Here is a 25,542-nt window from a genome sequence, read left to right as displayed (position 1 = left end):
GCGTTCCGATTGAATTTCTGAAGCATCGCACCCGGCAGCATGTGCGTCGCTTCGGACGGCATCCACCCATGCCAACGGGCTCTTGAGAACATGCCAAGAGCATCCGCGTGAGTCAATCGCCAAGAAATGAGGGCGGGCCCAGCGGCTATCGGCCCTCATGCGACCCAAACAAGGCAGCTCACGTTGAAAACAAGCGCTGTCCCGAGAGCCAACCAGGCACAACCCGTTTCAGGCGCACCGCCAAAACCGAGGTCGCAAGAACCCATGGGCCCCAAGGGCTATGGGTTCCGGTGACACTAGCACTCTAAAATAGTCGATTTTTCAGTTTTCAGAGGACGTAAATGCACACAACCAAAAACCTCATCCTGGGCGCAGGCTTGACAGGCCTCAGCACCGGCTATCACCTCAAGGGTGAATACGCCGTGTACGAGATGCTCCATGAAGTGGGTGGACTTTGTCGCTCTGAAGATGTCAATGGGTTTCTGTTCGACTACGCGCCGCACATTCTGTACACCGTGGATCCTTACGCCTCACAGCTGATTCACACGCTGCTCAAGGACAACCTCCACGTCCAAAAACGCAAGGCGTACATCTACCACGGCAAGTACGACCTCTACACCCGCTTCCCATACCAGGCCCACCTGCATGGCTTACCCGCTACCGACATCATCGAGTGTCTCAGCGGTCTGGTCGACGTATTGCGCAACCCCGATCGTCCCAAGCCACAAAACTACCGTGAGTGGATGTACTGGCGCTTCGGCAAGGGGATCGCAGAACAGCTGATGATCCCGTATGCCGAGCGCATCTGGACCATTGACCCCAAATACATGAACTTCAGCTGGATCGACCGCCGCGTTCCAGAGCCTGATTTTGAAGCTGTGCTGCGCGGAGCATTGCATGACGAAACCGCTATGTCGGGCTTCAACCAAGAGTTCTGGTACCCTATTGAAGGAGCCATCGAAGCGCTTCCCGTGGCACTGGCCAAAGGGGTCACCAACATCCATCTGAACGAGACGGTCACCAAGATTGACCCCGTCGGCAAACAAGTGTCTTTCGCTTCCGGCAAAGTGGTCGGCTACGAGAACCTGGTGTACACGCTGCCCCTGACCCACCTGCCCAAGTTCATCGATGGTGTGCCCGAGCACGTTACCGCCGCGATCAAAGGACTGCAGTTCAACCAGATCAAATGCGTCAACATCGGCATCAACCGCCCCGACATCAGCCCGTATCACTGGCTGTACTTCCATGAGGCCGAAGAGTTCATCTTTCACCGCATCAGCTTCCCCCGCAACACGTCTGAAAAGACCTGCCCGCCAGGCACCAGCTCGGTCTGTTGTGAAATTTCGTACTCAGAGCACCGCCCTTTGCGCGTTCAAACCGACAAAGAGCTGATTCAAGCCACGATCGACGGCTTGACCAAAGCCAAGATCCTCCGCCCGGACGACGAGATTCTTGCCGCTGACGTTTTGACGGTTGACCCTGCCTACGTGATTTACGACCTCGACTACGAAAAGAACGTCAAAATCATTCACGAATACATGGTCAGCCTGGACATGCACCCCTGTGGCCGCTTCGGGGATTGGCAGTACTACAACATGGACCACAGCATCATGGCGGGCAAGCGTATTGCTGACCTGATCAACGGTCAGCCTGCCTGATGCCGCCAAAGGTTGCGCCCCTAGTAGGTCGTACCCCATATGCACCCGCCTGTTTCAACTCCATAAAACATGCGGGTGCGTTGAACAGCCCGACACTCTGGCCAAAAGGTAACACCTCCAAAGCAGAAGCAGAAGCATGACCCGCTCACCTCAAGCCAAGCGGCTGCTCAAGTGGGCTTCATTGGTCATCATCGCGATCACGGCGATCTACTTTTTCGATGCGGTTGGAAAGTACTTCGAAAGCATCCCGGCCATTCGCTGGGATGCCAGAGCGTGGCTCGCCATGGCTGCGACCATCCTTTGCATGTTCGTGAACCTGATCTTCGGCGGCCTGATGTGGATGGCTCTGCTGAAAGACCAGGGCGTACACCTGGCGCCCACCACAGCCTTCCGGATTGTGGGCATGGCCCAAGTCGCCAAATACCTGCCGGGCAACGTGGGACATCTCATCGGACAGGTGACCCTGGCCAGCGCAGCTGGCGTGCCGATCGGTGTGTCCATCACCACCATGCTTATTTCCACCCTGTGGCTGGTCGCGACCGGACTGAGCATGGGTGGGGCCGGCCTGCTGCTGTTTTTGGATACTTCACACATTCTTGATGTTCCGATTCCAGACGCTCCCGTGATGGCCGTGTTGGGCGTTGCCGTGGCCATCAGTCCGTGGGTGGCGGTCTGGATGCTCAACCGCCTTCTGCCCGGCCTGTCGCGTCGGTTGGGCAGTGGCCAGTTGGTGGCTCTGCCTCGCTTTCACACCGCGGTGGCCGTGGCCGGCGGCTTCATCCTGTGCTTCTTCGTCTTTGGCTTGATGCTCAAGCTGCAGGCGACTTACCTCTTCGGCGTCGAATCCGGCGACATCCTGACCTTCACCCTGATGTTCACCTCCGCATGGATCGCCGGCTACTTGCTCCCTGGAGCTCCGGGCGGACTCGGCGTTCGGGAAGCGTTGGTTGTGGCCTTGCTGGGCTCCGTGGTCGGGACTGGAACAGCTATTGGCCTGAGCGTGACCATGCGTCTGGCCACCGTGCTGGGCGACGGCCTGGCATTTGTCGCTGGCCTGCTATTGCAATGGCTGACGCAGGCTCCGCCCTTGAGTCAACCCAGCGACAACCAGCCCTGATCCCGTCGCCATGGCAGAAACGAAAACCCCCACCCGGGAAATTTGGATCGATGCCCTCAAGGGATGGGGCATGTTGCTCATCGTGACGGGGCATGTCTGGTCACTGTCGGATGTACCGGTCTGGTACATGTGGATTTTTTCGTTTCACGTCCCGCTGTTCTTCTTTGCCGCCGGCATGACGCTCAAACCGGGTGGCACCCGGTTCGCCACCTTCCTGCGACGTCGAGTCCAAACACTGCTCGTTCCCTACTTTTTTTACGCCTTGCTGGGTTACGGGTTCTACGTTCTCGGGTATGCGGCTGCACAGGCAGCCGGAATCACGGTGGCGCAGTTCGGCTATGGTCTGTGGCAGCCATTCATGGGAATTTTCTACGGCTCAGTGGGCGACGGTCTGCTGGTCAACAGCCCACTCTGGTTCCTGATGGCCCTCTTCCTGTCGCAGAGCGCCGTGCAGGCGCTCAACGCACAGACAACCCACCCCGTTGTCAAGTACGCCATCCTGCTGTTGTGCTTCTCGATCGCGGCATTGATAGAGGAACAGTTCAACCCACCCTTCAGCCTGCTTCCCGCCATGGGAGCCGCTGTCTTCATCCAGCTGGGCCTGGATTTCAGGCGACACGATCCCGTCAATCAGTGGGCAAAAGGCCTGCGATGGATGGCGTTTGTGGTCCTGCTGGGCCTCTCACTCTTTTCGCCCACCAACGGTGCCGTCGGACTGGCTGGCCCCACGATCCATCAACCGGTTTTGTTCTTGATGTTTGCCCTGGCAGGCATCGGAATGTCCGTGATGCTGGTCAGGCTGGCAAGCCCCAGATGGCAGGCTGTTTTGGCCTTCATCGGTCAACACAGCATGGGCATCCTCGTGTTGCACATGCTCGCGATCAAAGGCGTCAAAGTGGTACTGAGTATTGCCACTGGAACCAGCCTGGACACCATGGAGCACAGCTTGCCCTGGGGAGGGCTGATACTCACTGTGGCTGCTCTACTGATGTGGCCAGCCATTGCTTTCATTGAGCGCTGGCTCTCCTGGACACTGGGTATTCGCCGCTGATTGGTTGGTTGGCGGGCGCTTACTGCACAAGGCTTAGCGGAAAGGGTCTCCATCCGCTCTGGAGCGCCTGCGAGGCGCTGCCGGTGCTGTCCAAGCCCACGCGGTGAAAAACTTTCTGGCGGTTCATGCGGTTTCCCCAGCCACTGGTCGTGAAAAACAGATCAACAGCATCATGTGTGCGGTCGTAAAACGCCGAAGTGATGCCCTTGTTCTTGTAGGGAAACGCAAAGTAGCGGTGAGGTAGGCCGAAAGCGGTCTGCACATGCTGCATGCTGCGCAGGGTTTGCTCCACCTGTTCGTCCAGCCCGATTTCCCAATAGCGCGGGTGGTCGCGACTGTGCGCCCCCAACATAAAGCCGCGGCGGGCCAAGTCGGCCGCCTCATCGTGGGTGATGTAGGGGCGATCCGCGCGAAAATAGGCGTCCATATCGATTTCCAAGCGCTCGGCAACCTCGGCATAGACCGCGCCATCGGCCAATCGCACCGACATCAGAGCGTCTTCAGGCGCACCAACATACCCCGCATGGGCCAGTATGGATGCCACATCAGCCTGATCGCGCAACGATCTGTGGCTCAGTGCTTCTTTCAGCAGACTGGCTTTGAACTTTTCCTCCACGCGTGAAGCAGACGAGCCTGCCAGGAAATCCGTGATCAGGAAATGAATCGACGGGATGCCTTTGCGCTCAAGTATCGGAGCGGCCACTTCGTACGAAGATCGCAAGCCATCGTCAAAAGTGACCAGAAATTGGTCAGCGCCCGCACGTGCAATCCCCTGCGGAGACAGGTCCTCCAACGGCCTGAAATTTCGCAAAATTTCATCCAGAACCCGCTCAAAACTCTCGGGCGTATGGTAATCGTACAAATGCTTGATGTAAGGCTTGGGGTTTTCCTCGACCGCGTGAAAAATGAAAATCGGCAGAGTCGAAGAGGACACTGCCCGGGAAAACCCCAAAGGAATCTGCCGCAGGCTGACCCGCAGCGAACGAGAGGCGAGCCGAAAGACAGTATCTGCGAGACGGGACATGATGAATTGAACAGGTTGAAAACGGCCTCAATACCGTTTTGTATGGAATTTGCCTCTCCGCACCGGTGCGTGATGAGGCCCGACGGGTGGGGCAACTCAGCCTGAAACGGGCTGCAAGGAAAATACCTCAACGTCCACTTAGGCAGGCAGAAACAGGCGGGTGCGAAGCATTTTTACTCGCTCGCCTGCTCCGAACCGCCCGCCTGGCCTGTTGCGGCAAACCTTTCATGGCCTCCACGCAGGTGCTGGGTCACCCATTCTGCATGTTCGCAGTGATCCCTTCAAAGTGATGCGAGAGCGTTTGGCCCAGCGTTTGGACAACACCAACCGGCGGTGCGCAGCCCAGTCGATCCATCGCTGAAAGCCCACGCAACCCTCGGTCTCGCCCCCCTAACTGACGGCAGCCTCGCAATCCTCACGCCATGCAACCTTTGTGCGCTGGGCACGCAGGCCACGACCGATCGGACACGGCCTAACGATCACACCCCACAAGGGATTGTCGTCCCAGTTCGCATGTCGCGCTTCGTCTGCAGGGGCTTATTGGCGGCACCCGTATCGCGTTTCGCCTGGTTGTGGAGCCACGGCCCACAAGGGTTGGATACACAACGCTTCTTGCCAAATGGCGCGAACAGGCCCTACCATGAAAACCACTTTGCCTACCAAGGAGAACGGCATGAGATGGATGCCATCGATGATCGCCTGGGCCATGACCGCCATACTCTCGGCCTGTTCCGTGACGGGGCCCGCCGCACCGGTCCGTGCGCCAGGTGCCCAGCCCCCCCGTGCCCTGGACAGTGATCCCGCGACGGCCGTCCAGGGTTCGTTGGTGGACCCGGCTTGCGCGGGCGAACCGGTGAGCTACGAGGTGCGGCCGTTTGACCTCGGTGACACCAACCGGCCGGCTCGGGCCGTGGTGCTCTCAGGCTCCCCTTGTCTGGGCGCGACGGGCCAGCTCACCGAACTGTGGGTCCAGATCAAGGGCGAATGGGTCAGTCAACTCAAGACGGCCGGCACCCTCGTTGCCCTGCCGATGCAGCGCCAAGGCTACGCCCATCTCACCGTTCAAGGCCTGGGCCCCTGCGCACCGATCTGGCGCTGGGAAGGCTCGGGCTACCGAGCCGCCCGAACCTGCCCTTGATGCTCCGCGCAGTGAAGGCCCCCTGGGCCAGGGCAACGGCCACGGCCTGCCGATGAAGGCGGCGCACAATCGTTGCATCCACAACGCATTGACTCTGCCATGCCGCACCCGCTTTCCTCACCGGCCCCACAATCCCCCGCGCCCAACCCTGTGATCGCCTTGCTGGGGCGCCGCCTGCGCCTCGCGGTCATTGGCGGGGGGGCTGGTTCGTTCATCGGTGCCACCCACCGCCAGGCTGCCCGACTGGACGATCGCTACGATCTCGTTGCGGCATGCCTGTCGAGTCAACCCGACAAGGCCCAGAGCGCGGGCGCCAGCCTGGGCCTGCCCGTCGAGCGCAGCTACCCCAGCGCCCAGGCCTTGTTCGATGCCGAAGCGGATCGTGCCGACGGGGCTGAAGTGGTGGCCATCATGACCCCCAATGACAGCCACTTTCCCTACGCCATGGCGGCACTGGCACAGGGCTTTGACGTCATTTGCGACAAACCCATGACCAACACGCTGGACGAAGCCGCGCAATTGCGCCAGCGGGTAAAGGAGAGCGGGCTGGTGTTTTGCCTGACCCACAACTACAGCGGCTACCCCCTGGTGCGCCAGGCCCGCGCCATGGTGGCCAACGGCGAGCTGGGTGAGCTTCGGCTGGTACAGGTGGAGTATGTGCAGGGCGGGCGCGCCAAGCCCGGGCCGGGCCGGGCGGCCTGGAAAGCCGACCCTGCTCGCACTGGCGCATCGCTGGTCATGGGCGACATCGGAACCCACGCCCACCAACTGCTGCGGTTCATCACGGGGCTCGAAGTGGTGCAATTGGCGGCCGACGCGGGCCCCATCGTGCCAGGCAGCCAGGCGCACGACTACGCGGGCGCCCTCTTGCGCCTGAGCGGTGGGGCACGCGGCAGCTTCTGGGTCACACAGGCAGCCGCCGGCATGGAAAACGCCATGCGCATACGCGTGAGCGGCTCGCTTGGCACCCTGGAGTGGGCACAGGAGCAGCCGCAGGTCTTGCACTTCAAGCCACTGGATGCGCCCGCGCAGGTGCGCACCCCGGGTGGACCCGGCACCTTGCCGCTCGCCGCTCGGTCCAGCCGGATCGCCGCCGGTCACCCGGAAGGATTCCCCGAGGCCTTTGCCAATCTATATTCTGATGCAGCAGAGGCCATTGCGGCCCGACGCGCTGGCCAGCCGCCCGATCCTTTGAGCCTGCACTTTCCGAATGCCGACGACGGCTGGATGGGCCTGCGCTTTGTCGATGCGGTGATACGGTCCAGTGCCAGTGATGGCGCGTGGACGCCGGCCTGAGCCGAACGCACAGCCCATACCCAGACACCTCCTCCACCCGTTTGACACCTTCTGATGCAGTTTGACCGCTATTGATGCCCATTCCTGAACTCGCTATCTGGTTCACGATGCTGGGCGGCATGCTCATGCTGTTGGCGCTGGCCGTTGGCGATGGCATCGCCCATCGGTCGAGCGGATCGCTGCGCAATGTGTTGTTCATTCTGGTCACCGGGTCCAGCTGCGTGGTGATCACGGGCCTTCCAGAAGCGGTGTTCCCTGGACTCCCCCAGCCACCGATGCGGGTGCTCAAAGCCTGCCTGGGCCCGGGCGCCGGTGCCATGGCGCTGTATTTTCTGGGCGACTGGCTCAGCGGGCCCCACGAAGACCGCCAGGTGCACCGATTGACACACTGGGGCGGCGCCGTGCTTGCGCTGCTGGCGATGGCATTGGCCCTGCGCGCCAGCCAGATCGACGCCGAAGCGTTTCAGGCTTTGTTGTGGTGGGTCGCGGCCGCAAACATGGTCCCCGCCGTACTGGCCTTGATCGCCGTGGTCCGAAGCGCTGTGTTGGGTGACCCCCTGGCCCGTTGGATGGTGATCGCCATCGTTTGCCTGGACTTGATGGTGGCCGGTCTCTACACCAAAGCGCTGGGCGTGCAAGCAGGCACGCTGTTCTGGCTGTTGACCGCAACCATCACCCTCGCCTACTTTCTGATCGTCACGGTGCTGGTGTTGCTTCGCCACCGGGAGATCCGGCTGCTCAAACGCCTGTTGCGCCTGGAACTGGGCGCCGAACCGGCCACCGGCCTGCCCACAGGGCCGGCCCTTTTGTCCCAGATCGAGCACGCTTTCTGGCGCAGCGCGCGATTGAACGCAAGCTGCAGTGTCATTTGCCTGTACCTGAGCAATCTGTACGAAGTCGCAGGGTGCGAGGATCACAAGATCGACGGTCAGATTCTGGTGACGCTGGCTGCGCGCATTCGCCAAGCGGCCGGCTTCCGCTGCACCGTGGGGCTCTACCACCCCAGGTGCTTCGTGGTGGTCATGTCCTCAGACGGCCACCACAATGCCATCGATGCAGTGGTGGGTCATTTGCTGGAGCTCGCTGGCCGGCCGCTGGCAGTGACGGGTGAGTGGCAATCGAAGCTCTGCTTCGTCCCGCAAGTGGGCGTGGGGGTGGTCACGGTCGATCCCGCCACTGCCCAACCCCTGGAGGCCCTCAACCAGGCCGAGCAAATGGCCTTGCTGTCGGTGCGTCCCACCTCGAGCGCCTCCAGCGCCTCGACTTCCAGCAACCCGTTTCAGCCTGCTGTGCAGCCCTGATCCGATAGCCGCCAGGACCCGGGTTCTATCCAGCACGCTGGGCAGCCTATTGGGCTCCAAACATCAGCGCCCTGCGCGGAGATGGAGCGCAAGCCTGACGTGTTTTTGCGGCGCCATCCGCCCCAAACTGAAGGTAGACTGAATCCCCTGATGTCGAACAGGGCGTGCGCCATCCGTCGTGAGTGCAGGCGATAGCTCAAAGCCCATCGAACCGTTTCATTCCAACCACTCTGCCCGGGAGCTGCCCATGACCGCTGGCACCGTCACCCTCCACCGCGTCCTGGCAGCCCCACCCGAGCGGGTCTATCGGGCCTGCCTCGATCCCGACGCCATCCCCAAATGGATGCCCCCTCACGGATTCACCTGCAAGGTCTTCGAGCTCGACGCCACCGTCGGCGGGCGCTACCGCATGCATTTCACCAACCTGGCCAATGGGCAAAGCCACGCCTTCGGGGGCATGTACGTCGAGCTCGTGCCCAACGAGCGCATCGTGAACACCGACGTGTTTGAGGACACCCATCTGCCGGGCGAAATGCGCACCACCATGGCGTTCAAACCCGTGCCCTGCGGGACCGAGCTGAGCATCGTGCAAGAAGGCATTCCAGCCATGATTCCACTTGACGGTTGCACTATGGGCTGGCAACAGTCGCTGCAGCTGCTGGCCCTGCTCGTCGAAGCCCAGGTCCCCGGCTGAACAACCCTGAAACCCACAGCGAGACCCTCCATGGCCCCAACGCTCACCCCTGTCACAGACATCCACGGCTACCACGCCCATGTGTACTTCGATGCCGACAGCCAGGCTGCTGCCAAAGCGCTGTGCGAGGGTGCGGCGGCATTGTTCCCGTTGAAGATGGGCCGCATGCACGCCCAACCGGTCGGCCCTCACCCCGACGGGAGTTGCCAGCTGGCGTTCAAGGCAGCCCTGTTCGGGGAGGTGATTCCCTGGTTGACCTTGAACCGGGGCAGCCTGGTGGTGTTCATTCACCCCATCACCGGCCACGACCTGATCGACCACCGCGACCGCGCCATCTGGATGGGCGCAGTGCGCCCGCTGGATCTCAGCGTGTTGCCAGAAGAGTCACCGACCTACGACTTATGAATCCAGGGGCGAGAGAGCCCGTGGATTCATAGGCCAAGCACCCTGCCCCCACCAGGGGCATGGGCGATCAGGGAATGAAGTTGCCCGTCTCTGGCAGCGGCAGGGCCACCGGTGTTTCAAAGAAGGGCCCTGTGCCGTCCGGATCGATCACCACGGCGCCGTCACTCTTGAAGAATTCGGCGATCTGTATTTGCCCTGCTACCGCATAACCCCCTGCCGAAAGCGATGCAATGTTGGTGAGGAAGGTGTGGGGATTCTTGGGCACCCCCGCGTTGTTGGCCACGGCCAGGTCATTGCGGAAGTAAGTAGCGCGATCTTCCAGGCCACCTGCCCGGATCAGGGCCGAGGTCGTCGGGTTGGGCACGGTCTGGTCCCCCTTGGCAAACTGCACGATCACCGACTTGGCCGCAGCGCCCCACAATGGTTGCTTGCGAATCAGCGGCGCATACGACACCGGGTTACCCGACTGCTGCACCCATTCATACCGGTCCAGTACCTGGGCAATGGCCAACGCGCCGGGCACGGTGTTGACAACCGGTGCCACATCGCGCAGCGGCATGTTTTCGTTGAAGTTCAGATTGAACGGCACCGGCACACCGGGTGTCACAGGCAAATTGAGCAACTGGGGCTGGCGCGTGGCCAGGGCGGCAGCGGTCAGGAAGCGGAAAGCGCCCTGCCGTCCCACTTCGGTGATCGAGCCACCGGGCACGTTGGGCACACCCGCCCGGATGTTGGGCTCCACGCCCAGCAAAATGGTGCCGTAAATGCCACCAAACGACTGACCCGCGTAGTAGATGCGCTGGGCGTTGAGATCGGCACTGCCGTCACCATCCACGTCCATGCCCACCTCCACCTGCCGAACCAGCTGCAGCAGATCGATCACGGTTTGGCGCAAGCCATCGCGGCTGCTGATGGCATCGCGCGGAGCAACCGCATTGACGCCTTCGGTGGAATCGATGGCGCCGTTGCCATCCTGGTCAAAACCCCGGCCGCCGGCCGGTACCTCGATGGGTGTTGCGGCTGAGGAAGTGGTGACGCTGAGCTTGCCCTGCGCACCGCCCCCATGGCCCAAAACGTTGATCGACAAGGTGGCGATGCCGCGCGAGGCGAACGTCGAAGCCACGGTCCATGGGGCGCCGTACATGCTGTCGGTAAAGCCATGGCCAAAGATCGCCACGGGCCAGCCACCCGCTGGCTTCTCTCCTGCGGGCACAAAGAGCTGGAACACCAGTTCTTTGTTGCCTTGCGCGCTTGGCGCGCCGGTGAGCGAGTTCACGGGGGGTATGTATTGGCCCGCAACCTGGTAGTTTGGCGAGCTGTAGGTGCCGTAAGCGATCTGTCCCACGGCTCCCGTGAACACACCCAATGCAGTCGTGGGCAGCGGGCCAGTCGTGAACCCCGGGGCCGTGCTGATCTGGCGCTGGAAACTCATGGAGGTGACATCGGCCACATTAAAAACCGCACGGGTCGAAGCCCCCCCGTTGCTCCCGATCATGAAATTCGCAGACGCCGGGCGCGAGCGTTTGATCTGGCGCATGATTTTCACCAGATCGCCGGTGGTGCTCTGCGTCGTGAACACGGTTGCGGCCACCAGCGAAGGCCCGCGCGTGCGCACCGAACGCACCGCATCGCGCACCTCGCGCTCGTAGCCCGAATCGTCGTCATCGCGCCCCTTGCTGGCGTGGCCATCCCGACGCTGCAGCAACCGGTCCCAGCGATCACGCCAGTCGCGGCTGTTTTGCTCGCCCGCGTAGTCGCTCTTTTTGAGCTTCTTGCCTTGGGTATCGCGCACGCCGTCGGTGACCACGATCAGGTAGCGGGTGTGTTCGGCCAACAGCTCGTCGGGCTCAAAGACCAGGGTCTGGCTGTCGGGGTCCCACAGAATCTGGTTGATGCCCACCTTGCTGCCAAAACCCCGAAAGCTCTGGGTATCGCCCAGGTTGATCAGGTACACCGAGTCGCTGTTGACCGTGGACACGTCGATGTCGCCCGTGAACGGCACGGTGATGCGGGGCTGGGTGGAAAAACCATCCAGCGTGTTGATCACGTCAAGGTCCTTGCAGTCGCTGACCTGTATCGCGCAATCGGGCTTGGGCAAGTTGACCTGGCGGTAGGTCACGTTGGAAAAATTCAGCCGGGTCAGTCGGTTGCTGGGAAACGGACTGGCTGCGTCGTCGAAGCGGACCGATGTGCCGCTGGCCAGCACGGTCAGCGGCGCGAGAGCAAGAACAACGATCGCCGTCGATCGGCGGGTAAACAATTCGGGCATGTTTTTGTCTCCTGTTGTGCGACCCCGCGGACAAACGAAGTCTTTTTGACTGCAGTCCAACCGCGGTTATAAGCCTCTGTGATTCAAGTTGCCAGCGTCTCTAGCGTTTACCCTGAGCACCCCATGCGGCGTTTTGGTCGCAAAAGCGACAGCCCGTCCAGTCCAGCGTCGGTCCCCGCGTTTCATGCCGATACACCCTGGTGACCGATACCCGAAGCGCACTCGATAAACTCGTACGATTCGAAAACCACACGGGATCCCCATGAAGTCTGCACACCTGCACCACCTGAAACACCTGATGCTGGCGGCTGTGGCCGTTGGTGGCGCGCAAGCGGCCATGGCGCAAAGCGTCTACGGCGAAGTGGGCTACGCCGCCATGTCTACACGGCTTTCGGTTCCCCTGATCGGCCTGTCGGCCGAAGCCAAGCCCACCATGGTGCGAGCGCTGGTCGGCGTCTCCCCCCTGGGTGGCCTGTCTATTGAGGGTATCGCCTCGGGCAGCCTGTCGAGCGACAGCTTTGTCAGCTCCGGCAGCAGCAGCACAGCCCAACTGGGCGATGCCAAGGTCAGCCAGATTCTGGGCTTGTACGTGGGCAGCCACCTGGGCCTGGGCCCCGTTGAGCTCTTCGGCCGTGCGGGCTGGGCCAAGAGCGAAGTCAAATTCAACGGTCTGGGAACGGGCAACGACAGCGATTTTTCTTACGGCGGCGGCATTCGACTCATCCCAGGCGACACCCTCACCTTCAGTGCCGACTACATGAACTACCTCAACAAGGGTGGTGCACGCATCGAGGGCTACACCCTGAGCGTGGGCATGAAGTTCTGATACCGATTCGCCTTCAAAGCGCTGACTGCGCAGTTCTCACTGCTGAATGCAAATCGGGATGAAGCCATTGCCAGGGCGACATGCCCTGCCTGTCGCCCGTTTAACCGCCCATCCCACCTGACCCCACATGCTGCAACTGCGCCCCGTCAATGCCAACGTCTACGCGGTGCACACCGCGACGGGGGATCATGTGGGCAACCTCAAGCGCATTGGTGCGATCTGGAAGTTCAAGGCGGTGGGCTATGGCGCACAAGGCGAAGTGGAGCCCGGCGGTGGGCCCCTGACCGCGGAGCACAACGCGGTGTTTGAAGCCCCCGACCCAATTGCTGTGAGCGCACGCCTTTCTGCCCCATTGGCACCGCGCTGACGCCGCATATACCCAATCCGGTAAGTCCGCTGCCACACTGGCATCGAGACGCTGATACTCTCGGGAGCATCAGATTCCTGACGTTTTCTCCCCTACTTTTCCCGGACACCTTTCCATGTTGTTTGACACCCTGAACGTAGGCCGCCTGGCCCTGCCCAACCGCATCCTCTTGGCCCCGCTGACCCGCGCACGCGCCGGCCTGGAGCACATGCCCAATGACCTGATGGCCGAGTACTACGCTCAGCGCGCCAGCGGCGGCTTGCTCATCACCGAGTGCACCATGGTGGCGTCCAACACTTCGGCGTTCGTGACCGAGCCGGGCATTTACACCGCTGAACAAATCTCCGCCTGGAAAAAAGTGACCGACGCAGTGCACGCCAAAGGCGGCCGCATCTTCATGCAGATCTGGCACTCGGGCCGCGCGGCCCACCCCGCCATGAACAACGGCGCTGAAAACGTGTCGTCCAGCGCCATCGCGATCGACAGCGAAGTCAACACCCCACAAGGCAAGCTGCCCAATGTGCAACCGCGCGCTCTGGCCCTGGAAGAGATTCCAACGCTGGTGCAGGCCTATGTGCAAGGCGCAAAAAACGCGATCGAGGCCGGCTTTGACGGCGTCGAAGTGCACGGCGCCAACGGCTACCTGATCGACCAGTTCTTGCGCGACAGCGCCAACCAGCGCACCGACGCCTACGGCGGCTCGCTGGAGAACCGTGCCCGCTTCCTGTTTGAGGTGTTGACCGCGGTCACCGAGGCCATCGGCGCCGACCGCGTGGGCCTGCGCCTGTCGCCACTCAACAGCTACAACAGCATGATCGACAGCGACCCGCTGGCACTCATCGGCTTTCTGGCCGAGCGCCTCAACGCCTTCAACCTGGCCTACCTGCACGTGATGCGCTCAGACTTCTTCCGGCAGCAGTCTGCCGATGTGATGCCCGTGGCGCGAGCGAGCTACAAAGGCGTGTTGATCGGCAACATGGGCTACACGCCTGAAGAAGCCGAGCAGGCCATCAGCGAAGGCAAGCTCGACGCGGTGGCGTTTGGAACCGCTTTCCTCGCCAACCCCGACCTCCCTGAACGCATCAGCGCCGGCGCCGAGCTCAACAAACCCAACCCCAGCACCTTCTACACGCCGGGGGCAGAAGGCTACACCGACTACCCGACGATGGAAGCCGCGGTCAGCGCCTGAACCACAGACACGGTCACTTCGGATGCACGAACGCACCTGAAGGGTTCGGTGTCCAACCAGCCCTTCGTAACGTGAAGCCGAACTGAACCCACAGCGCAAAAAAAGGCCTTGATCCACTCGGATCAAGGCCTTTTTCTCGATCGGGCTCACCGCCCTTGCCCAGGTTCAGCTCGCCAGGCGCGCGTTTTGCGGGAACATGGCCTGCGCAGCGGCTGCGTCCATGTCCGTCTTGAACGTGTGTTGAGCCTTCAATGCCTCGGCGCGCTGCGCCGCCGGGCGGGCATTGATCTCGTCGAGCAGGCGCTTCACGTGCGGCAGATCGGTCCAAGCCTCGGCGCCCAAGATAAAGGGTACCGCGCGGGCCCAGCCCCAGACGGCCATGTCCACGATGGAATAGGTGTCGCCGACCATGTAGCGGTGCTTGGCCAGATGGTCGTTCAGGATGCCCCAGTGGCGCTGGGCCTCGAAGTCGTAGCGGTTGACCGCGTAATCCTGGGGCTTCGGCGCGTAATGTTTGAAATGCACCGCCTGGCCGGAGTAAGGGCCGATGCCCGAGGCCACAAACATGAGCCAGGACAGCATCTGGGCGCGCTGGGCGGGTGTGTTCTCGGGCAAAAATTGCCCGGTTTTCTCTGCGAGATACAACAGGATGGCGTTGCTGTCGAACACCACGGCATCGCCGTCCACCAGCGAAGGCGTCTTGGCATTGGGGTTGATCGCCAGGTAAGCGGCTTCATGCTGCTCGCCCTTGCGGGTATCAACAGGCACCAGCTCGTAGGTCAAGCCAGCTTCTTCCAGCATCAGGGCCACTTTGAGCGGATTCGGCGATGGGTGGTAGTAAAACTTCATGAACAAGTGGCCTCAGGGTTGATTGATACGATTCGAGAAGGCTCGAAAAGGAATCGGCCAATCTGCACCTCTGGGTGCACCTGAAAAACAGGAAAGACCGGCCTCGGAAACGAAGGTCAGTCTAGACAAGATCCTCCATCCCTGCCGGGCGCGCCGAAGCGGCCAACAGAGCGAAGGGGCTTAGGGTGGTGCTGCAACAGTGAGCGGATATCCGTGTTTGAGGCCACAACACCCGCCCTGGCGGCTCAGCTTTTGTCTTTTCGACGTGACTCGATCGGGTTGGCGGTCAGTTTTTCGGCCGGGTAGGGTCGCAAAAATTCTTTGGCCTTTTCCGGTTTGGCTTGCAGCCAGGCATCGAATGAACCTTCGTTCAAGACCGCCAACATGCGCTTCTCGGAACCAGGCTGCTGGTACCGGTGCATCAAGGCATGGCTGTTGGCGTTGACCGTCAGCAAGGTGAAGCTCACGATCACTTCGCCATCTGCACCGGTCCAGTGCTCCCAAAGACCCGCCGCGCCCATGGGCCGACCATCGACCCGCGCGATCCGGGTCGGAACCGCCTTTCCGCTGCGAAGATCGTCTTCCTGAAAAGTCTGCATGGGCACGATACAGCGTTGTCCGGCCATCCAGGCGTCGTAATAGGGTTTGGACGTTGACACGGTTTCGCTGCGTGCATTGACCAGCTTGGTCGAGCGCAGCTTGGCGTCGGACGCCGATTTGACCCAGCGTGGCACCAGACCCAGCTGACCGGCCACCAGCTCGCGCACCCGCGAATCGCCTTCAACAGCGCTGTCGGGTGGAGCGGGCACGGGGGCTGACAGCCGGATAAACAGACCCGGCCGTCGCGGCCAGACCTCACTTCCGATGGCCACGGTGGGCTCGGCTACGCCAAAGGCTTCAGCGTACAAACTGACGCGGGGCAGACATTCATATTGGACACTCATACTGTCGATGCTAGCGCCTGTGGCGCGGCATGGCCCAAAAACCCACTGCTGAAGGGTTGCGGCAACGCATTTATTCCCATTTTGGGGCGATTTTCTGACCCTGGGCATGACGGCGCCCACGGCCCCCCGCGTCAACCCCGCGAAGAACTGGCGCATCAAGATGGAAAACTGCGACACTGTCGCGTGAATAAAACCCTGACGACCCTGAACAAGCCCACTGTAGCGGGTGCTCCGGTGGATCCTCTGTTCCTTGCGGCCCCCCGGGTGTCCACCTTTCTGGGCACCTTTGCGCTGACCAACGCGAGTGGTTTCTTTTTCGAGCGCGAAGATCGGCTGTACCTGGTCACCAGCCGCCATGTGGTGATTGACGATGCCACGGAACACCTGCCGGACCGCATCGAGATCGAGGTGCACACCAACGAAACCGATCTCACGCAATCCACCGGTTTCTCCATGCTGCTCTACGCCGATGGAAAAGCCAAATGGCACCAGGCACGAGACAGCGGTGGGGACATCGACGTGGCGGTGCTGGAGGTGGACCGCAAGCACCTGCCCGAAAATGCGATCATCCGGGCGTTCACGCCTGAGCATTTGCAGCTGGGCTTCGGTTCGGTGGCGGTGGACTCGCCCTTGCTGGTGGTGGGGTTCCCCCTCGGGTTTCACGACACTGTGCACCACCTGCCCGTGGTGCGCACCACCGGTATTGCCTCCCCTTTCGGCATTCGCTTTCAGGGCTATGGCTACTTCTTGACCGACGCACGAACCCACCGCGGAACCAGCGGTGCAGCGGTGGTGATGCGCGACACCGCCCCCACAGAGCACATGGCTGAGTTGCCCTGGAAGCTGCTAGGCGTGCATTCCTCGCGCATGGACATGGGCAACCGCGATCTGGTGCTCGACGAATCCCTGGGCCTGAATTGCGCCTGGTACGCAGACATTCTGCTCACGCTGACCACAGCTTCACCCCCGCTTACCGAGTCCACTGCGCCCGCCCCATGATCGACCTGCCATCCAGCCCTGCGGCCGAACGCAACAAAGAACCGATTCTGTGCGCCTTGCGCCTTCACCTGCCGGCCGGCGGCCGATTGCTGGAGGTCGCCTCGGGCACCGGACAGCATGCCGCGTGGATCGGTCAACGGCTGCCTGGCTGGGAGTGGCAGCCCACCGAAGTGAACAGCGCGGCCTTGCCGACCATCGCCGCCTGGACGCGTGCGCTGCAAGCAGGCAACGTGTTGGCCCCATGCCTGCTCGATGTGAGCGAGCCCGTCTGGCCCAGCTCCGACGAGACCCTGGCCAGCGCCTTTCAAAACCCCTTTGACGCGGTGTATTGCGCCAACATGCTGCACATCGCGCCTTGGAGCGCCTGCGCGGCCCTGATGAAGGGCGCAGCGCGCCACCTGCGGTCGGGTGGGGTGTTACTCGTCTACGGGCCGTTTCTCGAGGCTGATGTGGACACGGCGCCTGGCAACCTCGCCTTCGATACCTCCTTGCGCAGCCAGAATCACGCTTGGGGTTTGCGGGACCTTGAGGCGGTGAAAAATGCGGCACAGGAGGCAGGTTTGCACCTGGAGCACCGCCTCAACATGCCCGCCAACAACCTGCTGCTGATTTTTGCCCAGGCCTGAACCGGGCTCCTCCTCAAAAAGGCAAGACCGCCTGAGGGTCTTCGCGCAACGGTGCCGGCGTACCGGTCAGCTCCGGCCCATCGCGCTGCATCAACCAAGGCAAGGCGCGATCTGCCGGCGAATCCAGCCAGTCGTGGGCGTCCTGGCTCGACACGATGCACACCTGCCGTTTTTCGTCGGCGGGGCGGTGCATGCGCTGGAGCACAGGGTGGGTATCGGCATTGCGGGTCAGCAGGGTAAAACTGTGGGTGTGCTCCTGGCTCAGGGGGTCTGTCCAGAGCTCATGCAAAGCCGCAACCAAAAAGGGCTCGCCATCGGCCCGCGCAATGCGCCAGCGCACCGATCGGCCCGTCTCCCAGCACGGTTCAAAATAGTGCTGCATGGGCACCAGCGCAAATCGCCGCTCCAGCCAGGGGCTGCGAAAACTGGGTTTATCGGTCACGGTTTCGGTGCGTGCGTTGTAGGTCCCGCGCCCCACCATTGCCGCGTGAGCGGCGTCCCGACACCAGCGTGGAATCAATCCGAAACGGGCCAGCCGGATGTCGCACGCTGAGGCGGACTGCGGTCCGCCAGGCGTCCCTTGCACAACGACAGGCGCCAGGTAACCAGGATAGGTTTCCTCGGGCCACGATCCTTCGGGCAACACGCCAGCCGCCCAGTCGCCCAAAGCGATCAACTGCCGGGGCGTGGCGGGGGTGTAATTGGTGCACATGGTTCAAACACCCCAGGGTTGCACCAGATCGGCCAGCGCGGGCCGCACAGCAGGATCCAGCGAAAGGCAGGCTTCAGCCGCCTGCGACAACAGGCGCAAGCTGGTGGCGTCCGAATCATCAACCGGTACATGCTGCACCAGTTCCTCCAGCAAGCAACCCACCGCGCGCACCTCCAGCGACAAAAAATCACGGCGCAGCGTGGGTGGTGAGGCCGGCAGCACGGTGGCGGCGCCCATGTCGCTCAGCAACGCGTCGCCCGAGTCAGCATTCCATAGGATATTGTGCGCATAGAAATCGCCATGCATGACCCCGCGGGCGTGCAAATGGGCCAGCCCACCCACGACCTGGCGTGCCAGCGCCAGTGCCAGCGTCGCCGACAGCTGGAAACCCGCGGCGTAAACGTCGCGGGTGCAGGAAACCATGCTGGGCGGCCCGGCCAGCACAGTGTGCGTCGAGGGGATCAGGGGCAACAACATGCCGGGTGTGCCTTCGGGATGGCCCTGCAACTCAGCCACGGGCGTACACAAAGCCGGATGCGGGCCAGCGGCGAGGGATCCGGCGATCTCGTGTTCCGGCAACCCGTCGCTGGTGACAGCGCCTTTGAACAGCTTCAGTGCGCGACTCTGGCCATTCTCAAGCTCCACCCGGTAAATATGGCCAGAAGCACCCTCACCCAGGCGTTCAAACACGCCGAGTTCCGACCAAGACACGCCCTGCAGCGGCTCAGCCTGCGCCAGCTGCCAGCCCAGGGGGTTGCCGGACAACGCCAGCCAGGCCAGGCGGGGCAACTGGGTGAGCCAACCCGGCAAGCGCTCGAACCGGTTGGCCGACAGGCGGAGCAACTCCAGGCGGTTGGCATTGGCCAGGCCTTCGGGCAGCGCCCGCAGGCGGTTGCCGGCCAGCATCAGCTTTTGCAGGGCGGGCCGCTCCCCCAACGCATCGGGCAGGTGCTCAAGGGCGTTGTCTGTGAGGATCAGCCAGCGCAATGCCGGCGGCAAGGCCGCAGCGCTCACGCTGCGAATGCGCGTGGCTTTGAAGCCCACCACTTGCAGGGCTTCGCATTCGCCCAGCGATTCCGGCAGGTGTTCAAACAGGTTGTTCGAGCCGAAGACGATCTTCAGCTTGCGCAGGCGCCCCATGTGGGGCGGGAGATCGGTCAGCCGGTTGCCGCTGAGGTTGAGCACCTCCAGCGTGTCCGCAAGATCAAAGACCTCATCGGGCAGGCGGGTCAAGCCACCTGACAGGTCGAGCCGTTTCGCGCCGGCGAGCGCGCCGCTGCGCAGTTGATCCAGAGTGTGCATCCCGGGATTGTCCACGGGATGCATCTCAGTGAAAACCGCGCCCAGGCCAGGCGGCGGATAATCCGCCGCCATGAACGAACTCTCCCTTTCCCTCTTCCCACTGGGGTGGCAACACTACCTGCTGGGCGGCCTGGCCATTGGCGCCGGCGTGTCCTTGCTCTTTGTGTTCACCGGATGGGTGGGCGGCATGAGCTCGGTGTTTTCCAGCACCTGGTCGTATGTGTCGATGCACCCCTACTTTCAGCAAGCCCGCTACACCAGTACACGCGACTGGCGGCTCGTTTATGCGGCAGGCCTGGTCCTGGGCGCTGCGCTGTGGTGGTGGCTGGTGTCTGACGGCACACCCGGCAGCACCGAAGTGCCGGTGTGGGCGTTGCTGATCGGCGGGTTCCTCGTGGGCTTTGGCGCCCGCCTGGGCAATGGCTGTACCTCGGGCCACGGCATCTGTGGCCTGGGCTCGGTGCAATGGCCTTCGTTGCTGGCCGTGCTGACCTTCATGGCCACCGCCTTCATCACGGCCAACCTCGTCGCATGGGGCCTGTCATGAACCCGGCTCACTCCATGACATGGCGCCAGGTCATCGCGGTTCTGGTTGCGGGAGCCTTGTTCGGGTTTGGGCTGGCGTTGTCCACGATGGTGAAGCCCGAAGTGGTGCTGAGCTTCCTGCGTTTTCAGGACCTGGGTCTGGCCTTGGTGATGGGTGGCGGTGTCGCGGTTACGCTGGTGGGCTACCAACTGGTGCCCCGCTGGCTAAAGCAGCCACTGCTCGGCGGCCGTTTTCAGCACCACGCGAGCCACTGGAATCGCGACACCGTGACCGGCGCCGCCGTGTTTGGTGTGGGCTGGGGTCTGTGTGGTGTCTGTCCAGGCCCAGCCATTGCGGGCCTGGGCACGGGCAACTGGAGCCTGCTGTGGGCGCTGCTCGGCATCGCTGCTGGAGCGGGCCTGCAGGGTTTTCGGACCCGCGCCTGAAAGAAAAACCGGGGAACCTTGCCGCCTGTGAGCGGTCTGCCAAGCTTGAGCCGAGATTGTCCACTGGGGCGCGGGGCTGTGGTGCAAGGCGTTCGGGCGCAATTTTGACCTGCCCGAGGCGTGAATAGCATGGCCAATGGCGAGGAAGAAGGACAAAAAAAGACCCGAAAGCCACGGCCCATGCGGCATGCCGCACCGGCGGTGCGACCCATGAACAACCTCGGTTAAACACCGATCACACCATCCGATGCTCCAACACCTCAAAGACCTCTTTCAAACCCTGCTGCAACCCGATGGCCCCACCTCTGCGGCCGACACCGAGCACGAACTCCAGCTGGCCACCGCAGTGCTGCTGGTGGAAGTGATGCGCGCCGAACCCACCTTGGCCGATGTTGAACGGCGCGCGATCCTGAATGCGCTCAAGACCCGCTTCAGCCTGCCCCCCCAGGAGGTGAGCCGCCTGATCGAGATCGCCCTGGACACCGCCAAGACCGCTTACGACTACCAGCGCTTCACCGGGCAACTCAACGATCACTTCACACAAGCCCAAAAGATCCGTGTCGTGGAGACCATGTGGGAAGTAGCCTACGCCGACGCCCACCTCGACGCCCATGAGCAGCATGTGATCAGCAAAGTGGCCGGTCTGCTCCATGTGACCCACGGGGAATACATCGGTGCCAAATTGCGGGCCAAGGAAACGACACTGCCAGAGCAGAGCGGTGGCCCGCCCATTACAAGCGGCAACACTTCTTTGCCTGCAGCGTCCTGAGAATTTACACACCAGACACAGGGCGCGGCCATGATCAGGTCATCCCAACCAAACGGAGCCACCACATGTTCTACCGACGCCTTCTCGCCACCGCTGTCGCCGCCACGCTCGGTCTGAGCGCCCTGCCTTCATTTGCCGAGGCGACCGGCAAGCACGGCAACGTCATCGTGATCCAGCCGTCCCAACACGACCGCCGGGACAACCGCTCGGAGCGGCGTGAGGATCGGCGCGAGGCACGGCAGGACCACCGGCAAGATCGCCGTGCAGACAGGCGCGACGATCGCCGGGACCGCAGGGAGGACCGCGCCGAGCGCCGGGAAGACCGCCGTGACGACCGCAACGACCGCCGCTACAGCCGAGATCACGACCGCAGGGCACCGGCCTACTACTACAGCGCCCGCGGCCCTGAATTCCGCCGCGGGCACCACATGCCCAGTGCGCTGCGAAGCCCGCAATACGTCGTGGTCAACTACCAACGTCACCACCTCAAAGCCCCTCCCCGTGGGCATCAATGGGTGCAGGTGGGCGCAGACTATGTGCTGGTGGCGGTGGCCACGGGCCTGATCGCCCACATCTTGCTGAGCCACTGAGCGGGGGATCCGCTGCCACTGGCCAGCCCTCGCCGCAGGTGGTGGCCCGTCGACATGGCCAAACAGCGCCAGACAGACCGGCGCGCTGGAGCGGTAACGAGAGCGACAAGAGCGCGCGGTCAGAGGCCCAACAATGGCGGTTTTATTCCAATAATGCCCCCTAGGAGACCCATGACCGCCCCCCTCACGAACCGCGTCCTCGCCCACACTGGTGCCCGTTACCCCATCATCCAGGCGCCCATGGGCTGGATCGCACGGACCCAGCTGGCCTCGGCCGTTTCGCGCGCAGGCGGTCTGGGCATCATTGAAACCTCGTCGGGCGAAACTGCGAACTGCCAGGCCGAAATCACCAAAATGGCCGCCCTGGGCCTGCCCTTTGGCGTCAACCTGCCGATCCGTTTTCTCAAAGACGACGCCATGCTGCGTTTCGTCTGTGAGTCGGGTGTGAAGTTCGTGACCACCTCGGCGGGCAGCCCGGCCAAGTTCATCGCACCGCTCAAAAGTGCCGGCATCACCGTGTACCACGCAGTGCCCACCGTGGAAACCGCACTCAAGTGCGTGGACGCCGGCATCGATGGGTTGGTGGTTGAAGGCGGCGAAGGCGGGGGATTCAAGAACCCGGAAGAAGTCTCCACTCTGGTGCTCCTGCAGGCCATCCGGGCGCGGGTGAATGTGCCCATGGTGGCCGCCGGCGGCATCGTGGACGGGCGCGGCATGGCCGCTGCCTTTGCAGTGGGCGCTGAGGCAGTGCAGATGGGCACCCGTTTTGTGAGCTGCGCGGAAAGCCCGGTGCATGAGAATTTCAAGCAGGCCATCGTGTCGGCTGGCGACACCAGTACCTGGGTGCTGAACAAAAAATCCAGCCCCTGCATCCGCGCCCTCAAATCCGAGCGCACCGCGGCCATCCACGAAGCCGGCGTGATGCCGCCCGATACCTTTCAGGGCATACAGCGCGTGTACTTTGATGGCGACATGGAGGCTGCGCCCGCCCTGGCTGGCCAGAGCGTGGCACTGATCGACCGTGTCAAAACAGCCGAAGAGATCATCTCGGGCATGGTGGAGGAGTTTTTCCAGATCACCCAGCGCCTGGGTCAGATGGGTCAATCCCGTTCGTTCACCTGAGTTGGCGTCTAGGGGCAAAATGGAGTGTCTGACCTTGTGGACCTTAAAGTTGCAAGGTCGCTCCAAGTTTCCTTCACCTCATTTCTGTCACACCCCATGCAAGCCCGTTACCTCGCCCTGCCCCTGGCCGCTCTGCTCGCGATTTCACTGAGCGCCTGCTCGCCTGAGGCGTCAACCCCATCGGCCAGCGCGTCTGCGTCCATCGCGCAAGCCCAGGCCTACGACGCCGTGGCAGCGGCCGCCAAAGGCTTCACCGCAGGTGCGTTGATGGGCGCCAACCCCGTTTATGTGCTGTTCGATCCCCAGTGCCCCCATTGCAGCCACCTGTGGGAAGCCTCACTGCCGCTGCACAGCAAGGTGAAGTTCATCTGGGCCCCGGTGTCGTTGCTGGGCGCCAAGAGCCTGCCCCAGGGCGCCGCCCTGTTGCAGGCAGCCGACCCCATCGAAGCCATGACGGCACACGAAAAATCGTTGCTGGCTGGTCAAGGCGGCATGGCCGCTTCGGCCAGCGTGCCTGCAGAGATCGACGAAGCGATCAAGGCCAACACCCGCCTGCTGGACAGCCTGGGTGCTCAGTCGGTCCCGTTCATTGTGGCAAAGAACACCCGCACGGGTCAGGTGGTGACCAAGGCAGGCTCCATGGACACCCAGGCCCTGGCCGACCTGCTTGGCGTATCAACGAACTAAGACCTTTCACGCCATTTTTTCAAGTGTGAACCGGTTGGAAACTTGACCAGTGTGCACAGTGTGGCGATGATGATTTAACATCGCGCCACCGACCGCAATCAGCGGCATATTGATGGAGCTACCATGAGCAAAGAACAGCGCAACGAAAAGATGTCGAAGAAACCCAAAAAAGACAACGCTTTGCCCAAGGGCCCAGCAACGTCCGACCGCCCCGTGGCCCCGATGACCTCGGTAGCGCCCCGCGGCAAAGAAAAGAACAAGTGACCCGTCCCCTGTTGTTGAATCTAACGAAAGAATGCCCATGAAAGCCACCTGGAACGGCGTGCTGATTGCCGAAAGCGACGACACCGTTCTGGTGGAGGGCAACCATTATTTTCCCGAGGCTGCGCTCAACCGCGATTTCGTCTCCTTCAGCAACCACCGTACCAGCTGCCCCTGGAAGGGCGAGGCACACTACTACTCGTTGCTGGTCAGCGGCGAGCTCAACCCCGACGCGGTCTGGTACTACCCGGAACCCAAAGCCGAAGCCGACAACATCCGCGGACGGGTCGCCTTCTGGAAGGGTGTGAAGGTCGCGGCCTGAAGCCGCTCCGGCGGCAAGCCCGGGGCTGCGCGGTGTAAGGATCACCGGCTGATGGCGACTCATCGCCATGCCTGCTCTCCACCCGCGCCTGCGCCGCACAACGATCCGCCTGACATTCACAGCCCTCTGTGCGGCCACAGTGCTGTGGGCCAACCAGGCCAAGGCCATGGGCTTGATGGTCGAGGCCCATTCGGTGTGCCCTGCCCCAACGGGGCCGGCACCGCTACAAACACCCCTCCCCCGCGCCGCTCAGCAGCGCATTCCAGACAGCCAGGCCGTGCCGGGCCAAAACCACATCGCGTGGGTCTGGCTCGCATCTCCCACGCTGCGTTATCCCCACGGCGCCCTGGGCGCCAAAACCCACGCAGCCAGTCTGCACGCCCTGGTCCAGGATGGCCAAGGCGGCTGGACCACCGCTTCGGTGGAGCTGCCCCTGCACCGCGTGTTTGAAGACCGTGTGCCACGCCTGGCCGATCTGGATGGCGATGGGCGCGATGAAATCCTGGTGATCGAAGCCGATGCCCTGCGCGGAGCGGCTGTGGTGGTGTGGGGGGTGGTTCACAGCGGCCAGCCCGCCACACCGCCACGCTTGGTGCGCCGTGCCACGAGCCCCCGTGCGGGCTCCACCTTCCGCTGGCTCAACCCGGTGGGTGTCGCCGACTTTGATGGGGATGGCAAGCCCGACGTGGCCAGCGTGACCACGCCCCACATCGGGGGCACGCTCACGCTGTACCACTACCGGCCCCCACGGCTGGTGCCGTTCGCCAACGCCATGGACGTGTCCAACCACCGCATGGGGGCCGTTGAGCAAGCGTTGGCGGTGATCGTGGAGCAACCCGGCACCCCTCCAACCATCGTGGTGCCTGACATGACGCGGCGCGCCCTGCATGCCCTGCGCTGGGAAGCGCCCGGCCAGTGGAACGAGCTCGCGGATCTGGTGCCCATGGCCGGGTTGGTTGAACGCCTGGGTCTGCGAAGCGACGGATCGGCATGCGCCACCCTGTCTGACCGCACCACATCGCGCGTGACCCTCACGCACTGAGCCGGCGCCC

Annotated in this window: 28 protein-coding genes; 22 read left to right on the top strand and 6 right to left on the bottom strand. The window is 62.6% G+C overall.

What is annotated here, in order from left to right; translation table 11 throughout:
- The first annotated feature begins 341 nt into the window (after window positions 1-341).
- The 3 genes from E5678_RS01465 to E5678_RS01455 all read left to right on the top strand — a co-directional run bounded on the left by E5678_RS01465 (window position 342) and on the right by E5678_RS01455 (window position 3,826).
- Entirely contained in the window at window positions 342-1,658 is a 1,317-nt protein-coding gene (locus tag E5678_RS01465; protein WP_136176887.1) for an FAD-dependent oxidoreductase, read from the top strand.
- 136 nt (window positions 1,659-1,794) lie between these two features.
- On the top strand, window positions 1,795-2,775 hold the full coding sequence (locus tag E5678_RS01460) for a lysylphosphatidylglycerol synthase domain-containing protein (protein WP_136176886.1): 981 nt from the start codon (window positions 1,795-1,797) through the stop codon (window positions 2,773-2,775).
- A 10-nt stretch (window positions 2,776-2,785) separates the two neighbouring features.
- On the top strand, window positions 2,786-3,826 hold the full coding sequence (locus tag E5678_RS01455; protein ID WP_136176885.1) for an acyltransferase family protein: 1,041 nt from the start codon (window positions 2,786-2,788) through the stop codon (window positions 3,824-3,826).
- A 19-nt stretch (window positions 3,827-3,845) separates the two neighbouring features.
- Here E5678_RS01455 and E5678_RS01450 read toward each other — a convergent pair whose 3' ends face one another.
- The gene (locus tag E5678_RS01450; protein WP_136176884.1) at window positions 3,846-4,850 is read right to left on the bottom strand and encodes a polysaccharide deacetylase family protein; all 1,005 of its coding nucleotides are present in this window, start codon (window positions 4,848-4,850) and stop codon (window positions 3,846-3,848) included.
- Between the two features lie 673 nt (window positions 4,851-5,523).
- On the opposite strand from E5678_RS01450, the gene E5678_RS01445 reads away from it, so the two are divergent.
- The 5 genes from E5678_RS01445 to E5678_RS01425 all read left to right on the top strand — a co-directional run bounded on the left by E5678_RS01445 (window position 5,524) and on the right by E5678_RS01425 (window position 9,684).
- The gene (locus E5678_RS01445) at window positions 5,524-5,988 is read left to right on the top strand and encodes a hypothetical protein (RefSeq protein WP_136176883.1); all 465 of its coding nucleotides are present in this window, start codon (window positions 5,524-5,526) and stop codon (window positions 5,986-5,988) included.
- Window positions 5,989-6,087: 99 nt separating this feature from the next.
- Window positions 6,088-7,284, top strand: a complete 1,197-nt coding sequence (locus E5678_RS01440; RefSeq protein ID WP_136176882.1) for a Gfo/Idh/MocA family oxidoreductase — start codon at window positions 6,088-6,090, stop codon at window positions 7,282-7,284.
- 74 nt (window positions 7,285-7,358) lie between these two features.
- Window positions 7,359-8,585, top strand: a complete 1,227-nt coding sequence (locus tag E5678_RS01435; RefSeq protein ID WP_136176881.1) for a GGDEF domain-containing protein — start codon at window positions 7,359-7,361, stop codon at window positions 8,583-8,585.
- Between the two features lie 247 nt (window positions 8,586-8,832).
- The gene (locus E5678_RS01430) at window positions 8,833-9,279 is read left to right on the top strand and encodes an SRPBCC family protein (protein ID WP_136176880.1); all 447 of its coding nucleotides are present in this window, start codon (window positions 8,833-8,835) and stop codon (window positions 9,277-9,279) included.
- Between the two features lie 30 nt (window positions 9,280-9,309).
- Entirely contained in the window at window positions 9,310-9,684 is a 375-nt protein-coding gene (locus tag E5678_RS01425) for a DOPA 4,5-dioxygenase family protein (protein WP_136176879.1), read from the top strand.
- A gap of 67 nt (window positions 9,685-9,751) precedes the next feature.
- On the opposite strand, the gene E5678_RS01420 is transcribed toward E5678_RS01425, so the two are convergent.
- A complete protein-coding gene (locus tag E5678_RS01420; RefSeq protein WP_136176878.1) occupies window positions 9,752-11,953 on the bottom strand; it encodes an Ig-like domain-containing protein in 2,202 nt (733 codons plus the stop codon).
- A 262-nt stretch (window positions 11,954-12,215) separates the two neighbouring features.
- Between E5678_RS01420 and E5678_RS01415 the strand changes: the two genes are divergently transcribed.
- The 3 genes from E5678_RS01415 to E5678_RS01405 all read left to right on the top strand — a co-directional run bounded on the left by E5678_RS01415 (window position 12,216) and on the right by E5678_RS01405 (window position 14,335).
- On the top strand, window positions 12,216-12,779 hold the full coding sequence (locus tag E5678_RS01415; RefSeq protein WP_136176877.1) for an outer membrane beta-barrel protein: 564 nt from the start codon (window positions 12,216-12,218) through the stop codon (window positions 12,777-12,779).
- A gap of 127 nt (window positions 12,780-12,906) precedes the next feature.
- Complete coding sequence (locus E5678_RS01410; RefSeq protein ID WP_136176876.1) at window positions 12,907-13,146, top strand: hypothetical protein; 240 nt, start codon at window positions 12,907-12,909, stop codon at window positions 13,144-13,146.
- Window positions 13,147-13,261: 115 nt separating this feature from the next.
- The gene (locus tag E5678_RS01405; protein ID WP_136176875.1) at window positions 13,262-14,335 is read left to right on the top strand and encodes an alkene reductase; all 1,074 of its coding nucleotides are present in this window, start codon (window positions 13,262-13,264) and stop codon (window positions 14,333-14,335) included.
- A 165-nt stretch (window positions 14,336-14,500) separates the two neighbouring features.
- On the opposite strand, the gene E5678_RS01400 is transcribed toward E5678_RS01405, so the two are convergent.
- Together E5678_RS01400 and E5678_RS01395 are read right to left on the bottom strand one after the other, a co-directional pair.
- Window positions 14,501-15,184 carry a glutathione S-transferase N-terminal domain-containing protein gene (locus E5678_RS01400; RefSeq protein WP_136176874.1) on the bottom strand — a complete coding sequence of 228 codons (684 nt, stop codon included), beginning with the start codon at window positions 15,182-15,184 and terminating at the stop codon, window positions 14,501-14,503.
- Window positions 15,185-15,429: 245 nt separating this feature from the next.
- A complete protein-coding gene (locus tag E5678_RS01395; RefSeq protein WP_136176873.1) occupies window positions 15,430-16,128 on the bottom strand; it encodes an SOS response-associated peptidase family protein in 699 nt (232 codons plus the stop codon).
- Window positions 16,129-16,311: 183 nt separating this feature from the next.
- Here E5678_RS01395 and E5678_RS01390 point away from each other — a divergent pair, with 183 nt between their 5' ends.
- A complete protein-coding gene (locus tag E5678_RS01390) occupies window positions 16,312-17,127 on the top strand; it encodes a serine protease (RefSeq protein WP_247596876.1) in 816 nt (271 codons plus the stop codon).
- Complete coding sequence (locus tag E5678_RS01385) at window positions 17,124-17,753, top strand: DUF938 domain-containing protein (RefSeq protein ID WP_136176872.1); 630 nt, start codon at window positions 17,124-17,126, stop codon at window positions 17,751-17,753. Before E5678_RS01390 ends, E5678_RS01385 begins: the two co-directional genes overlap by 4 nt.
- A 13-nt stretch (window positions 17,754-17,766) precedes the next feature.
- Here the strand turns inward: E5678_RS01385 and E5678_RS01380 are convergent, their stop codons facing one another.
- Together E5678_RS01380 and E5678_RS01375 are read right to left on the bottom strand one after the other, a co-directional pair.
- Complete coding sequence (locus tag E5678_RS01380; protein ID WP_136176871.1) at window positions 17,767-18,465, bottom strand: SOS response-associated peptidase family protein; 699 nt, start codon at window positions 18,463-18,465, stop codon at window positions 17,767-17,769.
- A gap of 3 nt (window positions 18,466-18,468) precedes the next feature.
- Entirely contained in the window at window positions 18,469-19,767 is a 1,299-nt protein-coding gene (locus tag E5678_RS01375) for a lipopolysaccharide kinase InaA family protein (RefSeq protein WP_136176870.1), read from the bottom strand.
- Window positions 19,768-19,837: 70 nt separating this feature from the next.
- Between E5678_RS01375 and E5678_RS01370 the strand changes: the two genes are divergently transcribed.
- The 9 genes from E5678_RS01370 to E5678_RS01335 all read left to right on the top strand — a co-directional run bounded on the left by E5678_RS01370 (window position 19,838) and on the right by E5678_RS01335 (window position 25,532).
- Window positions 19,838-20,314, top strand: coding sequence for a YeeE/YedE thiosulfate transporter family protein (locus E5678_RS01370; protein WP_136176869.1), 477 nt, complete (start codon window positions 19,838-19,840; stop codon window positions 20,312-20,314).
- Window positions 20,315-20,328: 14 nt separating this feature from the next.
- Window positions 20,329-20,739, top strand: a complete 411-nt coding sequence (locus E5678_RS01365) for a DUF6691 family protein (protein ID WP_247596875.1) — start codon at window positions 20,329-20,331, stop codon at window positions 20,737-20,739.
- Between the two features lie 247 nt (window positions 20,740-20,986).
- On the top strand, window positions 20,987-21,508 hold the full coding sequence (locus E5678_RS01360) for a TerB family tellurite resistance protein (protein WP_136176867.1): 522 nt from the start codon (window positions 20,987-20,989) through the stop codon (window positions 21,506-21,508).
- A 65-nt stretch (window positions 21,509-21,573) separates the two neighbouring features.
- The gene (locus tag E5678_RS01355) at window positions 21,574-22,098 is read left to right on the top strand and encodes an RcnB family protein (RefSeq protein WP_136176866.1); all 525 of its coding nucleotides are present in this window, start codon (window positions 21,574-21,576) and stop codon (window positions 22,096-22,098) included.
- Window positions 22,099-22,269: 171 nt separating this feature from the next.
- Window positions 22,270-23,220 (top strand): nitronate monooxygenase family protein, encoded by a 951-nt coding sequence (locus E5678_RS01350; RefSeq protein ID WP_136176865.1) that lies wholly within the window; start codon window positions 22,270-22,272, stop codon window positions 23,218-23,220.
- 96 nt (window positions 23,221-23,316) lie between these two features.
- A complete protein-coding gene (locus E5678_RS01345; RefSeq protein ID WP_136176864.1) occupies window positions 23,317-23,907 on the top strand; it encodes a thioredoxin fold domain-containing protein in 591 nt (196 codons plus the stop codon).
- Window positions 23,908-24,030: 123 nt separating this feature from the next.
- Window positions 24,031-24,171: a hypothetical protein gene (locus tag E5678_RS22210; protein WP_168708462.1), complete on the top strand. Its 141-nt coding sequence runs from the start codon at window positions 24,031-24,033 to the stop codon at window positions 24,169-24,171.
- Between the two features lie 37 nt (window positions 24,172-24,208).
- Window positions 24,209-24,490, top strand: a complete 282-nt coding sequence (locus tag E5678_RS01340) for a DUF427 domain-containing protein (RefSeq protein ID WP_136176863.1) — start codon at window positions 24,209-24,211, stop codon at window positions 24,488-24,490.
- A gap of 67 nt (window positions 24,491-24,557) precedes the next feature.
- On the top strand, window positions 24,558-25,532 hold the full coding sequence (locus tag E5678_RS01335; RefSeq protein WP_136176862.1) for a VCBS repeat-containing protein: 975 nt from the start codon (window positions 24,558-24,560) through the stop codon (window positions 25,530-25,532).
- The last annotated feature ends 10 nt before the right edge of the window (window positions 25,533-25,542 follow it).

This window comes from Hydrogenophaga sp. PAMC20947 (assembly GCF_004795855.1).
GTDB lineage: Bacteria > Pseudomonadota > Gammaproteobacteria > Burkholderiales > Burkholderiaceae_C > Hydrogenophaga.
The sequence above is the reverse complement of the archived record's forward strand: the minus strand, read 5'-3'. Positions and strand labels throughout refer to the sequence as shown.

Bases quoted from the DNA above. Each gene is read 5' to 3' on its own strand.
- E5678_RS01415 (WP_136176877.1), top strand. From the start codon at position 12,216: ATGAAGTCTGCACACCTGCACCACCTGAAACACCTGATGCTGGCGGCT.
- E5678_RS01355 (WP_136176866.1), top strand. From the start codon at position 21,574: ATGTTCTACCGACGCCTTCTCGCCACCGCTGTCGCCGCCACGCTCGGT.
- E5678_RS01350 (WP_136176865.1), top strand. From the start codon at position 22,270: ATGACCGCCCCCCTCACGAACCGCGTCCTCGCCCACACTGGTGCCCGT.
- E5678_RS01385 (WP_136176872.1), top strand. From the start codon at position 17,124: ATGATCGACCTGCCATCCAGCCCTGCGGCCGAACGCAACAAAGAACCG.
- E5678_RS22210 (WP_168708462.1), top strand. From the start codon at position 24,031: ATGAGCAAAGAACAGCGCAACGAAAAGATGTCGAAGAAACCCAAAAAA.
- E5678_RS01440 (WP_136176882.1), top strand. From the start codon at position 6,088: ATGCCGCACCCGCTTTCCTCACCGGCCCCACAATCCCCCGCGCCCAAC.
- E5678_RS01360 (WP_136176867.1), top strand. From the start codon at position 20,987: ATGCTCCAACACCTCAAAGACCTCTTTCAAACCCTGCTGCAACCCGAT.
- E5678_RS01365 (WP_247596875.1), top strand. From the start codon at position 20,329: ATGACATGGCGCCAGGTCATCGCGGTTCTGGTTGCGGGAGCCTTGTTC.
- E5678_RS01340 (WP_136176863.1), top strand. From the start codon at position 24,209: ATGAAAGCCACCTGGAACGGCGTGCTGATTGCCGAAAGCGACGACACC.
- E5678_RS01455 (WP_136176885.1), top strand. From the start codon at position 2,786: ATGGCAGAAACGAAAACCCCCACCCGGGAAATTTGGATCGATGCCCTC.
- E5678_RS01405 (WP_136176875.1), top strand. From the start codon at position 13,262: ATGTTGTTTGACACCCTGAACGTAGGCCGCCTGGCCCTGCCCAACCGC.
- E5678_RS01345 (WP_136176864.1), top strand. From the start codon at position 23,317: ATGCAAGCCCGTTACCTCGCCCTGCCCCTGGCCGCTCTGCTCGCGATT.
- E5678_RS01450 (WP_136176884.1), bottom strand. From the start codon at position 4,850: ATGTCCCGTCTCGCAGATACTGTCTTTCGGCTCGCCTCTCGTTCGCTG.
- E5678_RS01370 (WP_136176869.1), top strand. From the start codon at position 19,838: ATGAACGAACTCTCCCTTTCCCTCTTCCCACTGGGGTGGCAACACTAC.
- E5678_RS01435 (WP_136176881.1), top strand. From the start codon at position 7,359: ATGCCCATTCCTGAACTCGCTATCTGGTTCACGATGCTGGGCGGCATG.
- E5678_RS01445 (WP_136176883.1), top strand. From the start codon at position 5,524: ATGAGATGGATGCCATCGATGATCGCCTGGGCCATGACCGCCATACTC.
- E5678_RS01375 (WP_136176870.1), bottom strand. From the start codon at position 19,767: ATGCACACTCTGGATCAACTGCGCAGCGGCGCGCTCGCCGGCGCGAAA.
- E5678_RS01400 (WP_136176874.1), bottom strand. From the start codon at position 15,184: ATGAAGTTTTACTACCACCCATCGCCGAATCCGCTCAAAGTGGCCCTG.
- E5678_RS01430 (WP_136176880.1), top strand. From the start codon at position 8,833: ATGACCGCTGGCACCGTCACCCTCCACCGCGTCCTGGCAGCCCCACCC.
- E5678_RS01335 (WP_136176862.1), top strand. From the start codon at position 24,558: ATGCCTGCTCTCCACCCGCGCCTGCGCCGCACAACGATCCGCCTGACA.
- E5678_RS01465 (WP_136176887.1), top strand. From the start codon at position 342: ATGCACACAACCAAAAACCTCATCCTGGGCGCAGGCTTGACAGGCCTC.
- E5678_RS01425 (WP_136176879.1), top strand. From the start codon at position 9,310: ATGGCCCCAACGCTCACCCCTGTCACAGACATCCACGGCTACCACGCC.
- E5678_RS01420 (WP_136176878.1), bottom strand. From the start codon at position 11,953: ATGCCCGAATTGTTTACCCGCCGATCGACGGCGATCGTTGTTCTTGCT.
- E5678_RS01410 (WP_136176876.1), top strand. From the start codon at position 12,907: ATGCTGCAACTGCGCCCCGTCAATGCCAACGTCTACGCGGTGCACACC.
- E5678_RS01395 (WP_136176873.1), bottom strand. From the start codon at position 16,128: ATGAGTGTCCAATATGAATGTCTGCCCCGCGTCAGTTTGTACGCTGAA.
- E5678_RS01380 (WP_136176871.1), bottom strand. From the start codon at position 18,465: ATGTGCACCAATTACACCCCCGCCACGCCCCGGCAGTTGATCGCTTTG.
- E5678_RS01460 (WP_136176886.1), top strand. From the start codon at position 1,795: ATGACCCGCTCACCTCAAGCCAAGCGGCTGCTCAAGTGGGCTTCATTG.